The sequence below is a fragment of the Citrobacter sp. wls708 genome (genome assembly GCF_005281255.1).
GTDB classification, from domain to species: domain Bacteria; phylum Pseudomonadota; class Gammaproteobacteria; order Enterobacterales; family Enterobacteriaceae; genus Citrobacter; species Citrobacter werkmanii.
On sequence record NZ_SZXE01000002.1, the window covers coordinates 1 to 13788 of the forward strand.

The window sequence follows — 13788 nt, forward strand, 5'->3', positions numbered from 1 at the left end:
ACCGGCCTGCGCAATCGTCATCATCTTGAAGATACTCTCCGTACCCAGATGAGCCAGGCGGTTCGTACCCAAGAACCGATCAGTTGCCTGATGATCGATATCGACCATTTCAAAAACATCAATGACCGCTTTGGTCATGAGGCCGGCGATAGTGTGATAAAAAGTATCGCCGCCGTTATTCAGCGTGTTGTCCACGACAGCGGCATGGCTTTCCGTTACGGTGGCGAAGAGTTTCTGGTACTGCTGGCAGGTGCGGATGAACAGGCGGCCAATAGCTTTGCAACGGATATTTACAACGGCGTACGCGAATTGTCACTGCGCTTTGGCGTATCCGATATTGGTCACGTGGATGTCTCTATCGGTGTTGCCAGCTACCCGCAGCATGCCCAAAGCGATAATCTGCTGCGTGCCGCAGACGTCGCGCTGTATCGCGCAAAAGAACTGGGGCGCTCGCGCATTGTGAGCTTTGGCATGCTGGAAGCAAGCTGAACTATGTCAGTTGTCGGCGCATTGCTTTACCTCTACGTCAGGTAGTGGTAAGTTGACGGGATGAACACCAGACACGATATCAACGCTTTTACTCATAATCTGTGGTGGCTGCCTTCTTAAAGGCGGTCAGAATGTGTTTCCCCCATTTTAAATAACCGCCGAAAGGCGGTTATTTGCATTTGAAGACCCCTTTCGGTTTTACGATCAAGGAGTCTTATATGAACAACAAAACCATCATCCTCACTGGCGATCGTCCTACTGGCCCGCTGCACCTCGGCCACTATGTTGGCTCGTTGCGCCAACGCGCCACGCTGCAGCACGATTATCAGCAGTTTATATTGGTCGCGGACCTGCAAGGACTGACCGATAACGGCAGTACGCCACAAAAGATCCAAAACAACATTCCCGAAGTGCTGGCTGACTATCTCGCCGCAGGCATAGACCCCTCACTCACCACCATTTGTTTGCAATCGGCCTTGCCCGCCCTTGCCGAACTGACCGCGCTTTATATGAACATTGTTACCGTGGCGCGCGTGGAACGTAATCCTACGGTCAAAAACGAAATTGCGCAGAAAGGGTTCGCCCGCTCGTTACCGGTTGGCTTTCTGGTTTATCCCATCAGTCAGGCGGCAGATATTTCGGCCTTCAAAGCTGAAGTGGTTCCGGTCGGCGACGATCAACTGCCGATGATTGAACAGACCAATGAAATCGTGCATAAAATGAACAGCTTATTACCTGCCCCAGTCTTGTCGCATTGTAAAGCGTTGCTGAGTGAAACCAGTCGTCTGCCCGGTATCGACGGTAACGCCAAGATGTCGAAATCACTAGGTAATACAATTCTGTTGTCCGCCAGCGAGGAAACCATTCATCGCGCCGTCAGCGCAATGTACACCGACCCTAATCATCTGAAAGTGTCCGATCCGGGGCAGATTGACGGCAATATCGTATTCACCTACCTCGACGCGTTTCACCCAGATAAAATCAAAGTGGCGGAGATGAAAGCGCATTATCAGCGCGGCGGATTAGGTGACAGGGCATGCAAAAATGAGCTGGAGATGTGCTTGCAAGAACTCATCGCGCCGATGCGTGAGCGTCGGGCAACTTACATTCAGGATAAAGGCATGCTGATGGCGATGCTGAAAAAAGGCAGTGAACAGGCGCACGAAGTCACACAGCAGACATTAAGAGAAGTGAAACAAGGGCTGGGTTTACCGGTGTTCTGAACACGAATAGAAAAATACAGGATAACTGATAACTCCCGCTAAACTTGAAAAATGTGGTTACGCTTAAGTTTTTCAATAGCATAACCGCTATTAAGAGAGTGAGATGTAACTATCTTATTATTACGCCTCATTATAAAAAGTTCGAATTCTCTTCTTTATGCCTGCCAGGGTCCGTGCCCATGCAGGCTTTTTTTTCACTATCAACTTTTCGGATATCAGTTAACCACTAATGTCCAGTCCATTTCCCCCCTGAATAAAAAACACGCTGCAAAATCAACAAAATATAATCAACTTGCTTAATTACTCTGCAAACGCGTGAGATCCGGAAGAAAAATGCGATTTCCCTCTTGCCTCATTCGGTCTGTGCCGCTAATATTCGTCCCCGTTGTCACCTACAACGTTGCGTTCATAGCTCAGTTGGTTAGAGCACCACCTTGACATGGTGGGGGTCGTTGGTTCGAGTCCAATTGAACGCACCATATTGCGTCCGTAGCTCAGTTGGTTAGAGCACCACCTTGACATGGTGGGGGTCGGTGGTTCGAGTCCACTCGGACGCACCATATCACTTTTGATGTGGTGCCTTTCTCCTTATATTATTCTCGATAAAATCCCCTAATTGTTGTTGCCGTCCTGAGCGATTTCGTTATTCTTGCTGTCTATCCCGTTTGTCTCCTGCGCCGTTATCGACCACACTTATCCTGCTTCGCTTGTTTTCGGCACAATGCCGACACAGAACATCGATCACAGGGCATAAAAATAATATCAGGTGGATAAGATGAACAAGATCGCTATCGTCGGTACGGGACCGACAGGAATCTATACGTTACTCGCGCTTCTCAAGCATCAAACCCCGCTTTCAATTAGCCTCTACGAACAATCGAATGAAGCTGGGGTAGGTATGCCCTATAGCGATGAGGAAAACTCGCGATTGATGCTGGCAAATATCGCCAGTATTGAAATACCCCCCATTACCTCTTCTTATCTCGACTGGTTACGCCAACAGAGCGTTGAACATTTAGCCCGTTATGGCGTGAAACACGCCTCGCTGCATGACCGACAATTTCTGCCGCGAATTCTGCTCGGTGAATATTTTCGTGACCAGTTTTTACGCCTTGTAGACCTTGCGGACAAACAGGGGTTTAACATCACCGTACACGAATCCTGTCAGGTCAAGGATGTCAAAGCCACAACGGATGGCGTTGTTATTTGCAGCGATCATAACGACCCGGAGCACTTTGATCTTGCTGTCATCGCCACGGGTCACGTCTGGCCTGACGCACAAAGCGCATCACGCACCTTCTTCCCGAGTCCGTGGACCGGGCTTATGGAGGCAAAAATCCCGGCGTGTAATGTAGGAATTTTGGGTACGTCGCTGAGCGCTATTGATGCGGCTATGGCCGTCGTCGCACAACACGGTAGGTTTGTATTAGATGATGCGCAGGGTGTTCATTTCGAAAGAAATGAAGGCAGTCAGGATCTCAACATTCTCCTCATGTCCCGTTCTGGCATTCTACCGGAAGCCGATTTTTATTGCCCTCTCCCCTATGAACCACTCTCCATTGTGACTGCTGAGGCACTGGAACAATGTATTGCAGATGGTTCTGCTGGGCTGCTGGACAGGATCTTTATGCTCATAGCCAAAGAAATTGAGCTGGCAGACCCTGTCTGGAGCAAAGAAGTCGCCCTCTCTTCCCTGAACGCCGACAGCTTTACGGATGTCTGGTTCGCTGCCCGTAAAAAGCACGATCCGTTTCGCTGGGCCGCAGCCAATCTTGAAGAAGTCGAACGCAATAAACGTGAAAAACACACGGTTGCCTGGCGTTACGCTATTCTGCGACTGCATGAGGCCGTACAGGAAATTGTCCCGTGGCTGGATGAGAAAGACAGAGAGCGGTTTAACAATGGACTTGCTCGCGTCTTTATCGATAACTATGCAGCCATTCCTTCACAGTCGATCCGTAGATTACTGGCGCTGCGTGAGGCCGGGATCCTGAATATTCGCGCGCTCGGTCAGGATTATCAGTTAGAGCAAAAAGAGAAAATGACGGTGATACGCGCTCAGGGCGAAACCTATAAGTTTGACGTTTTTATCGATGCCAGAGGCCAGAAAGCGTTAAAAATTAAAGATCTGCCATTTCCATCGCTGCGGGATCAACTGCAATCCACGAGTGAGGAAATACCGGATGTCGGCGATGACTATACGTTACAGGCGCCTGATATCGTCCGGGGCCGCATTGCGCTCGCCGCACTTCCCTGGCTGATGCACGATCAACCGTTTGTGCAAGGGCTTACTGCTTGCGCAGAAATTGGCCAGTGCGTCGCGCGTGCCATTTCCCGGCCAGCCACGCGTCTTCGTCGACGCTTACCCTATTACGAGGCGTGACGCGATGTCTTCTTCCATCACTCTGCTTGCAGCCGGCAGTTTACGTCCGGCACTGACTCCGCTGATAACCCATTTCACGCACATAAGTGGAATAGATGTGAAAGTGGAATATGGTCCAGCCGGTTTATTGCGCGAGCGGATTGAAGCAGGCGAACCCTGTGCGCTGTTTGCTTCGGCCAGTCGGGAGCATCCGCAACGCCTTCTGGCTCAGCATAAAGCTCTCTCAACGCACACCTTTTGCTGGAACCAACTGGGTCTGGTTACCAACCGGACCGGTGAATGGCTGGATTTGCTGCGAAACCCTACCCTGCGAATTGGTACCTCTACGCCCGGCAGTGACCCTTCCGGGGATTATACCTGGGCATTTTTTGACAAGATGGATGCGCTGGAGACGGGCCTTGGGCAGCAGCTTCGCGAAAGGGCCATTCCCCTGGTTGGCGGTCGAGACACCGTGAGGATCCCGCAGGGAGAACTGGCCAGCGCCTGGGTCCTGCGTCAGGGACTGGCCGATCTATTTATCGGCTACGCGCATTATGCAAAAACGCTCCGCGCACTACCCAACGTTCGTTATGTAGCGATTCCGGCTGAATATAACATTCAATGTGAATACCAGTTGGCGCTGCTGGAGGCATCCAAAGATGCGCTGGCGTTGGTTGAGTTTATGCTCGGCAACGGCGGTCAGGAATTTCTGATCGCCGCCGGTTTTATACCACTTACCGACGAATAGAAAACAGCGGCGCAATAAACGGCGTCTGGTAATGGTCAACGTTCACTTTTCGCAGCGGTAATCCATAGGCATGGGACAGATTATCTTCCGTCACGATGCTGTCCGTCGGCCCTGCCCGCCATTTTCCTTCAGGAAGCAGCAGCAGCGTATGCGTAGCTATCTGTAGCGCATGCAGCGGATCGTGGGTTGAAAACAGCACGCTGCAGCCTTGTTGGCGAGCCAGATCGCTGATGAGCTGCAGCACCACCTGCTGATTAGCGAGATCCAGCGCGGAACATGGTTCATCAAGCAATAACGTCTGGCATTCCGTGACCAATGCCCTGGCTATCATCACTAACTGTTGTTGCCCGCCAGAGAGTGAACCAAACGAGCAGGCGCCAAGATGTGCGATATTAAGTTGCTCCAGCGCCTGCGCTGCCCTTTTTTGATCCTGCTGGCTGGGCTGCGCAAATAACTTCACGTGCTGTGCCCGCCCCATCAGTACCACATCGCTGACCGTATAGGGAAACGGCAGATGACAATGTTGCGCCACAATCCCAATTCCACCGGCATTCTCAATACTGCCGCCCAAAGCAGGCAGTGTGCCGGTTAGCGTATCGAGCAGCGTACTTTTACCCAGACCGTTACGTCCCAGCACCGCCCAGACCTCACCTTTCCGGCAACTGAACGTAAGCGGCTCAAATAGCGGTGCGCGATACCCGTAAGTCAGCCGATTCACGCGCAGTGCGACAGATTTCATTGTTTCCTCCGACGGCTGTTGCGGATGAGTAAAAAAGCAAACAGCGGCGCGCCAAATAATGCAGTGATGATCCCCAGCGGGATCTCCGCAGGCATCAGGGTGCGCGCAATATCATCCACCACAATCATAAAACCGCCCCCCAGCCAGAAGGCACAAGGGAGCAATCGACGATGATCGACACCCACCAGCAAACGTGCCAGATGCGGAATAACCAGACCGACCCAGGCAATACTGCCGCTTACCGCCACCTGAGCGGCGACTAAAAAAGCGCAGCACACCAGCACGCTGCGTCGCAGAGGAACCACCGCCACGCCCAGCGCTCTGGCATCTTTATCATTGAGCGATAGCAGATTTATCCGCCAGCGTAACTGATACAAAACCGTCGCGGCGATACCCACCGGAATCGCCAACAGCAGAACTTTATGCCAGTTGGCCGTCGCAAAACTCCCCAGCAGCCAGAACACAATGTTCGGTAACGTCTCTTCGGTATCCGCCTGATACTGAATCAGACTCACCAGTGCGGCAAAGAAACCGCTCAGAATGATACCCGACAGGATCAGCACCAGCGTATTCTCCAGCCCCTGCAATGTAGCGATGGCATACACCAGAATCAGCGCCGTCAGACCGAAGAAAAACGTTGAGCCCATCATCAGCCACGGCGACAGGCCGAGCAGAATAGCCAGCGTACCGCCAAAGGCAGCCCCCGACGTCACGCCGATAATATGCGGGTCGACCAGTGGATTATGAAATACCCCTTGCAGCGTCGCGCCGCATAAACCCAACGCGCCCCCTGCCAGCAACGCGATCAGAATACGTGGTAACCTGACCGTCCAGACAATCTGGCTGGCAATCCCTGCGGTGTCTCTATAGTGCGTCAGATGGTAAAATACCTCGCTTAACGACAGCGGATATTGTCCGAGGCACAGCGAGCTGACGCCCAGTAATAAGACCGCCGCCATTAGCAGCGGCTGCTGGGGTAAAATGCGGTTACTTAGCTGCATCAGACTGCCAGTTCACACGATAAAAACGCTGATAGTAGTCTTGCGCCTGCGCATCGACATCCACGTCTTTATAGGCGTCCGGATACAGTTTTTTGGCCATCCACAGTTCACCTATCGCCAAGGCTTCCGGCATCGGATACCCCCAGGCTTTGGCGTATTCCGGCATCAGCCAGATGCGATGATTTTTCACCGCATCAATCCCCTGCCAGTTGGGATCGTTTTGGATCTCAGTCACCACCTGCGGGTAACGGTCCTGAACAAAAATCACCTGCGGATTCCACGCTAATACCTGCTCAAGCGCGACCTGACGGGCGCCTTTCACACTGGCCGCCGCCACGTTTAATCCCCCCGCATGCTGCATCATCAGTCCCGTATACTTCCCGGAGCCGTAAGTCATCAGGTCGGGGTTAGCCATATAAATACGCACCTTTTTCGCATCAGGAATGTTGGCAACTGGCGCGTTGAACTTTGCCCGCGCCGCAAAAACGTAATCGATCAACGTTTCTGCCTGCGCTTTGCGCCCCACAACATCCGCAATCAGGCGAATCCCCTGTTTTAACCCTTCGTTGTAAACCTGCTCTTCATCGGCCATAGTCGGATTCATTTTATTCTGCTGACCATCAGCATCCTGACGCAATGAGATAGCGACCACCGGAATACCGGCGTTCTGAATCTGCTGAATCATCTCCGCAGGCGCATAGTTGGCAACAAAGACGACCTGTGGGTGAATCGCCAGCAGGCTCTCGATATTCACGCTGGTGAGGTCGCCCGGCGTCGGCAATGTCGTTATCTTCGGCATAAAACGCGCGAATTCAGGTCCGAGCTGTTTTTTCCAGCTCGACATTACACCAACAATGTCTTGCTGGGCGTTAAGTTGCACCAGAATATTCAGCGTCTGGTGTTGCAGCACAACCACTTTGTCGACATGGTCTGGAATCGTGATCTGACGACCAAGCTGATCGGTAATCGTACGCTCGGCCTGCGCAGAGAACGCCACCAGGAAGCTGGCACAAACCAGCACAAAAGAACGGAGAGTTAACATGGGGTACCATCTGGATGAGGAATAAAAACGATATATATTAAATTATATAACGATATAACTGGCAACCCATTAGCGATAATTACCGCGCTACACACGAGGAAGATCAATTTTTGTGGGCAAAAATAAAGCCGACGGCAATGACCACCGTCGGCTTTTGTTGATACTGAGTGGCTAAACTATTTCGTCGCAGCTTTAATGATATCGAGCGCTTTGGCAAACTGATCCTGCGGAATTGTCAGCGGGTAAAGGAAACGAATAACGTTGCCGTACTGGCCACAGGTTAACAGCAGCAATCCCTGCTCAAGGGCTTTCTTCTGCACGCGTTGCGCGACGGCAGCGCTGGGCTTCCCCGTCGCTGCATCGCAAAATTCAGCAGCAACCATTGAGCCTAAGCCGCGCACTTCGGCCAGCTCAGGGCACCATCCTTGCACGTCAGTCAGGGTGGCGCGCAGTTGTTCGCCGAGAGCCGCTGCTCGTTGGCACAACTGCTCATCACGAATAATATCCAGTACCGCATGCGCCGCCGCAATCGACAACGGGTTGCCGGCATAGGTACCACCCAGACCACCCGGCGCAGGCGCATCCATAATTTCTGCCTTGCCTACCACGCCAGACAGCGGCATCCCACCCGCAAGGCTTTTTGCCATCGTCATGAGGTCCGCTTTGTCGGCGTAGTGATCCATCGCAAACAGTTTCCCCGTACGCGCAAAACCGCTTTGCACCTCATCGGCAATCATCACGATGCCATGCTCATCACAGATACGGCGGATCCCGGCAACAAACTCCGACGGCGCCACCACGAAACCACCTTCGCCCTGGACCGGTTCGAAGATAATCGCCGCAACCTGAGTTGGATCGATGTCGGCTTTAAACAGGCGTTCAATCGCTTTTAGCGAATCCGCCGTGGAGACACCCTGCAACTCAGAAGGATATGGCGCATGGTAAACGGAACCCGGGAACGGGCCGAACCCTTTTTTATAGGGCGCTACTTTGCCGGTCAACGCCATCGTCATGTAGGTACGTCCATGAAAACCGCCGCCAAAAGCGATAACACCGGGACGACCGGTATGCGCGCGGGCGATTTTCACCGCATTTTCCACGGCTTCTGCGCCGGTAGTAAAGAATGTGGTTTTGCGTTTACCGTCAATCGGCGCAACGGCGTTGATTTTCTCAGCCAGAGACACATAGCTTTCGTACGGCACAATCTGATAAGCCGTGTGGGTAAAAGCCTGCAGTTGGGCTTCGACTGCCTGCACCAGACGAGGATGACGGTGCCCGGTGTTCAGCACGGCAATCCCGGCGGCAAAATCAATATACTGATTGCCCTCAATATCGGTAATCGTGCTGTTTTCTGCCGACTGGGCGTAAAAATCACACATGACACCCACGCCACGCGGGGTGGCATCCAGACGACGTTGTTGCAGGTTTTTATTGTTCATTCTCTACACCTTGTCCATAAATACATTTCAGTTGAATTACCCTTTAAATTTAGACGCCATCTGGTACTTTAATCGAGAGCCAAATCGTTTTATTTTAAGGATCCAAATGCGTTCACTTGCCGGAGATGTGATCAAGCAAGCATTTAGCCAGCAGACAGATGAAAAATTACATCGTCGCCTGTATGCCGCCATCTGTAGTTGCATCCTTGAGGGCAGCCTGAAACCGGCTACCCGCATGCCTCCCTCGCGGGATCTGGCGGGCGAACTGACGTTATCGCGAAATACCGTCTTGCGGGTTTACGAGCAGTTGCAGGCCGAAGGCTATATCTCTGCGCGCACCAGCAGCGGCACATTCGTTAGCGACAGCGTGCTCGACAATCTCGACCTCCGCCCCAACAAAGAGCCAGTGGCTGTTGCGCTTGAGGATCACACCCGCTTATCTGCCCGATGCCTTGAACTGCTGGGGCATGCCAGCGCCAGTCCCCGGCAATGGGGAGCCTTTATTCCTGGCGTGCCTGATGTTCAGCATTTTCCTCACCGGGTGCTCAAAAAAATCCAGGATCGGCTGGCAAGGCGACTGCGCCCGGCGTTTCTCACTTACGATGCCGCAGGCGGGGTGAGTGAATTGAAAGAAGCGCTGGCAGACTATTTGCGCACCGCCCGGGGTGTACGTTGTTCGCCTGATCAAATCCTGATTACTGAAGGTATTCACCAGGCGTTGGATCTGGTTACGCGTGCGTTGTGCAATCCGGGTGACAGTGCCTGGATTGAGGAGCCAGGCTATTGGGGGATAAAAAACATTCTACGCATCAACGCGGTTCACTTTTCGGCAATCCTGGTTGATGAGCAAGGTATGATTCCGCCAGGCCCAACAGAACCCGCACCGAAGCTGATTTTTGTGACACCGTCACATCAGTATCCGCTCGGTTCGGTAATGAGTCTGAGCCGTCGGCAACAGCTTCTCTTGCGCGCCCGCGAAACGCGAAGCTGGATAATAGAAGATGATTACGATAGCGAGTTTCGCTTTTCCGGGCAGCCTATTCCGTCATTACAGGGACTGGAGGAAGAGACGCCGGTTATCTACATCGGAACATTCAGCAAGACCCTTTATCCCGCACTGCGACTCGGGTATGTGGTACTGCCCAAACCGCTAGCCGCGCCGCTAAAAAAGGTTCATAACGACCTCTATCGCGGCGGACATTTATTGATTCAGGCCGCGCTGGCGGAGTTTATCCGCGAGGGATACTACGCGGCGCATATTCGAAAAATGCGCCAGCTGTACAGTCGTCGTCGCCAGATGCTGGTGGAACTTATTACCCGCCAACTTGGTGAGCAATATCTTGGCTCCTTCAGCAGCAACGCCGGGCTGCATATGATTTTACAGCTACCCGCCGGAAGTGATGACGTCGCCATAGCCCGGCAAGCGAATGCGCAAGATCTGCTGGTGCGTCCGCTGTCTCGTTACTACGTGAATGAAGAGAAATGCAGCGGCCTGCTGTTGGGGTTTGCCAGTATTGAAGAACATGAAATGGCGGCGGCGTTTACCCGACTCGCGACGATTATCAGGGAAAACGCCGTATAAGCACTGCCGGATAGCGGTGCTCGCACCTTATCCGGCATGCTGTTTAATGTGACGCTTTTTTAACGCCAGCCAGATCCTCCTGGCTTACTTCACCATTCCCTTCCCCCCAACTTTTACGCACGTAGTTAATTACGTCACGCATTTCGCTGTCGGTTAACATGCCGCCGTAGGCTGGCATCTTAAAGGAGACGCTTCCCCGCGTTGTCGGGGTTTCTGCGCCATAGGCAATCACTCTATACAGTGGCGTCGGGTCATCCACCATCACCAGCGGATTGCGGATCAACGAAGGTGCATTATCATCCGTACCTTTGCCTTCCAGACCGTGACACGTTGAGCAGTAGCGGTTATAGGTCACTTTGCCCGCCTCGGCTGAATTCGACCAGGATGTCGTAGTCGCTGCGGTACGCCCCGCTTCAGGCTTCGTACTTTTCAGGCTCAGCAGATATTGTGCGATCGCCGTGGCATCTTCGTCCGTCAGATACTGTGTACTTTGCGTAACGACTTCAGCCATCGAACCAGAAACCGCGGCATGTTTACTTTTACCGGTCAGCAACAGCGATTTTAACTCCGACTCCGACATTCCGGTGCCCCGCAGCGACGGCGCATACCAGCCGTCGATCATCGCGCCGCTCAGATACTCGGGAGCGGCATTGCTGTACGCTTTTTCGTTCATCGCCACACCTCTCGGTGTATGGCATGAACCGCAGTGGCCCGGGCCTTCCACCAGATAAGCGCCTCGTTTTAGCAGGACCGCGTTTTCATCCGTTTTCGCGCTCGAAACAGCCGTCTCTGGCGCGTCGGTAAACAACCAGTTCCAGATATGCAGCGGCCAGCGGGCAGAGAGTAGCCACGGAATGGCATTCTCTTTATTGGGTTGTGCCGACGGCGTGACGTCATGCATAAAATAGCGGTACAGCGCCTGAACATCCTCGTCAGAAAGCTTCGCGTAAGAGGGATAAGGCATGGCCGGATAGAGCGGATGACCATCTTTGGCAATCCCCTGACGGACCGCCTTTTCAAAATCCTCGTATGCGTAGCTACCAATCCCCTGTGTCTTATCTGGAGTTATATTGGTCGAATAAATATCCCCAAGCGGAGTGGGAAACTTTTTACCCCCTGCCATCGCCGCGCCACCTTCCGTCGTGTGACAGGCTACGCAGTCAGAAATCCTCGCGATGTATTCGCCATGCGTTTCAGCCGCAGAAACCGTGGCGGTAAATAAACAGGCGGCAAGAACGGTTACATTACGCATAGATCACCCCATCTCCTTGAGTTCATTAACCGCTCGCCATGCCTGATCGATCGCCGTATGAGCATAAGCCCCCCAGTCAGAATCGGAGTTAGCAATGGCAATACGACCAACTGGCTTGCGCGCCCGCTCGATAATCTCGGGCATTTTGTCCATGTCGTCGAACAACGAGTTAGGGTAATAGGCATAGCCATGCGCCCAGCGGTTAACCGTAATGGCGGCAATATCGCGTTGATTATCAAAGCCTGTTGCGCCAAACATCTCCTGCAACTGGGCGCGAATCATCTCTTCATGCGCCGCAAATGTCGTCCCCAGCAGATAGGCCCTCCCCAGACGGAACTGCTCTCTGGCCGAGAGGTTACTGCCAGGATACGTGGGGACGTAGACCATATGAATCACCATCGGATCGTCTGGTGAGGCTGGGTGTTGATACCCGCCAATGCTGACCGGATAGTCGAGCTTAACCCGGCTGTAAGGTGCTGCCGGAGAGTAAAATTCATGCACGCCAAGCTGTTTAAATGCCTGCCAGTTTTTAACCACCACGTTGGTGTATACCAGCGGCGCTTTCACGTTCAGTTTGAGATCCGCCTGCTGCTGTTCCGGCATCTCTGGCACCAGATACGGAATCAGCATGTTATAACCCGCCATAATAGTGTTCTTACCACGAACGCGATGCATTTTTCCGTCGCGCAGATAGCTGACAACAACGCCATCCGGTACGTTGGCGGCGTTAATCACCGTGCTGTTCAGGCGCAGACGCGTGGTGTTTTCCGGCAGATCCAGTTTTTCATAATGCAGTCTGGCGAGGACCGAGTCCTCCATGGTGGTGCCCGGTAGCGCATCCGGTAGCATATACCTGACCAGCAGTCGGGCCAGACCGGCATTTCCATCCGGAAAATGGTAAACATACGGCTCTTCGAGGTCGGCCAGCGACTCTCCGTCCAGCGGGGGTAATCCCAGCGCTTCCATACCCGGTAAGGCGCACGCCCGGGCATCGCTACAGGAAATCCCTTCAATGCCAATGGCAAAGAAGTCGTTAGAACGCTGCTGAAAATAGAGCAGCGCCATTTTGCTCAAACCGACTTTTGTCGCCAGAAACTCACTGTAGCTGTGAGTATCCAGCCATTCAGTTTTCTCATCAATCGTCATACCCGGAAGGTAGTCCGCAGGACGTACATGCAGATCGATTAACGCTTTTCTGTCGTTCTCGCTTAGCGGAAAATCATTGATAAAGTCTTCGATCTTGCGTCCATTCAGTCTGTCCGGCGGAATATCATCAGATACCGCCCGTCCCGGATCGCCGCTGACGATTTTTGTTTCGCCAAAATTCTTTTTATCGAAGAAAACGCCGCGACTGAGCTGCCAGTCGGGATAGAAGTTTACGTCAAAACTCTCTTTCAACCGCATGACGCTGACGCCCACGGTTTCCATCAGCTTTTGCACTTCGGGACTGAAATTATGCGCCGGCGACTGGAATGCTTCGCTGCCGCCATAGCCGAGTAGTTTCTTGCCCGAGCTGGTAAACTCGTTCCGTTTGGCATGTCCTCCAAAATCGTCATGATTATCGAGGATCAAAATCCGGCTATTTTGTCCGGCAAGTTGACGCCAGAAACAACCGGCAGCCAGGCCGCTAATACCGCCGCCCACAATCACCAGATCGTACTCTTCCTCAATAGGCAAGGCGTTTAAATCAAAATGTTTATGCTCACGGCCCACGGCATGCGCCATTTCAAACGATCCAGGATGATTGCCCCGCAGCCCCGTCAGCGCAGGCGGATAATAACTTCCATCTATAAATGCGTTTTCCTTCCCTGCCGCCCTGACCCATTCCAGCGGGGTAAGCCCCGCCGCAACGGTCACCGCGACGCCGTTGAGAAAATCACGTCTGGTAATTGCCATTAACTTTTTCCTTAT

General features: G+C 52.9%; 11 protein-coding genes and 2 tRNA genes. 7 read left to right on the forward strand and 6 right to left on the reverse strand.

Annotation, left to right across the window (positions count from 1 at the left end; all coding sequences use genetic code 11):
- The 6 genes from FDW97_RS00565 to FDW97_RS00590 form a co-directional block, all read left to right on the forward strand.
- Positions 1 to 489: GGDEF domain-containing protein (locus FDW97_RS00565; protein ID WP_137350485.1), on the forward strand; the 489-nt coding region annotated here is incomplete at its 5' end.
- A gap of 218 nt (positions 490 to 707) precedes the next feature.
- The gene (trpS, locus tag FDW97_RS00570; RefSeq protein WP_110498134.1) at positions 708 to 1712 is read left to right on the forward strand and encodes a tryptophan--tRNA ligase; all 1005 of its coding nucleotides are present in this window, start codon (positions 708 to 710) and stop codon (positions 1710 to 1712) included.
- Positions 1713 to 2114: 402 nt separating this feature from the next.
- Positions 2115 to 2191, forward strand: a tRNA-Val gene (locus FDW97_RS00575).
- Positions 2192 to 2195: 4 nt separating this feature from the next.
- Positions 2196 to 2272, forward strand: a tRNA-Val gene (locus FDW97_RS00580).
- 215 nt (positions 2273 to 2487) lie between these two features.
- The gene (locus FDW97_RS00585) at positions 2488 to 4095 is read left to right on the forward strand and encodes an FAD-NAD(P)-binding protein (protein WP_137350486.1); all 1608 of its coding nucleotides are present in this window, start codon (positions 2488 to 2490) and stop codon (positions 4093 to 4095) included.
- A 4-nt stretch (positions 4096 to 4099) separates the two neighbouring features.
- A complete protein-coding gene (locus FDW97_RS00590) occupies positions 4100 to 4822 on the forward strand; it encodes a substrate-binding domain-containing protein (protein ID WP_137350487.1) in 723 nt (240 codons plus the stop codon).
- On the opposite strand, the gene FDW97_RS00595 is transcribed toward FDW97_RS00590, so the two are convergent.
- The 4 genes from FDW97_RS00595 to puuE form a co-directional block, all read right to left on the reverse strand.
- Positions 4809 to 5561: an ABC transporter ATP-binding protein gene (locus tag FDW97_RS00595; protein ID WP_137350488.1), complete on the reverse strand. Its 753-nt coding sequence runs from the start codon at positions 5559 to 5561 to the stop codon at positions 4809 to 4811. The genes FDW97_RS00590 and FDW97_RS00595 overlap by 14 nt on opposite strands.
- A complete protein-coding gene (locus FDW97_RS00600) occupies positions 5558 to 6562 on the reverse strand; it encodes an iron ABC transporter permease (RefSeq protein WP_137350489.1) in 1005 nt (334 codons plus the stop codon). Before FDW97_RS00600 ends, FDW97_RS00595 begins: the two co-directional genes overlap by 4 nt.
- Positions 6549 to 7604, reverse strand: coding sequence for an ABC transporter substrate-binding protein (locus FDW97_RS00605; RefSeq protein ID WP_085049422.1), 1056 nt, complete (start codon positions 7602 to 7604; stop codon positions 6549 to 6551). Before FDW97_RS00605 ends, FDW97_RS00600 begins: the two co-directional genes overlap by 14 nt.
- Before the next feature lie 176 nt (positions 7605 to 7780).
- Positions 7781 to 9043: a 4-aminobutyrate transaminase gene (gene puuE, locus FDW97_RS00610; RefSeq protein WP_137350490.1), complete on the reverse strand. Its 1263-nt coding sequence runs from the start codon at positions 9041 to 9043 to the stop codon at positions 7781 to 7783.
- A 106-nt stretch (positions 9044 to 9149) separates the two neighbouring features.
- Between puuE and FDW97_RS00615 the strand changes: the two genes are divergently transcribed.
- A complete protein-coding gene (locus FDW97_RS00615; protein WP_137350491.1) occupies positions 9150 to 10625 on the forward strand; it encodes a PLP-dependent aminotransferase family protein in 1476 nt (491 codons plus the stop codon).
- Between the two features lie 43 nt (positions 10626 to 10668).
- Here FDW97_RS00615 and FDW97_RS00620 read toward each other — a convergent pair whose 3' ends face one another.
- Both FDW97_RS00620 and FDW97_RS00625 read right to left on the reverse strand, forming a co-directional pair.
- Positions 10669 to 11877: a cytochrome c gene (locus tag FDW97_RS00620; protein ID WP_137350492.1), complete on the reverse strand. Its 1209-nt coding sequence runs from the start codon at positions 11875 to 11877 to the stop codon at positions 10669 to 10671.
- Between the two features lie 3 nt (positions 11878 to 11880).
- Positions 11881 to 13773, reverse strand: a complete 1893-nt coding sequence (locus FDW97_RS00625) for an FAD/NAD(P)-binding protein (protein WP_137350493.1) — start codon at positions 13771 to 13773, stop codon at positions 11881 to 11883.
- Positions 13774 to 13788 lie beyond the last annotated feature (15 nt).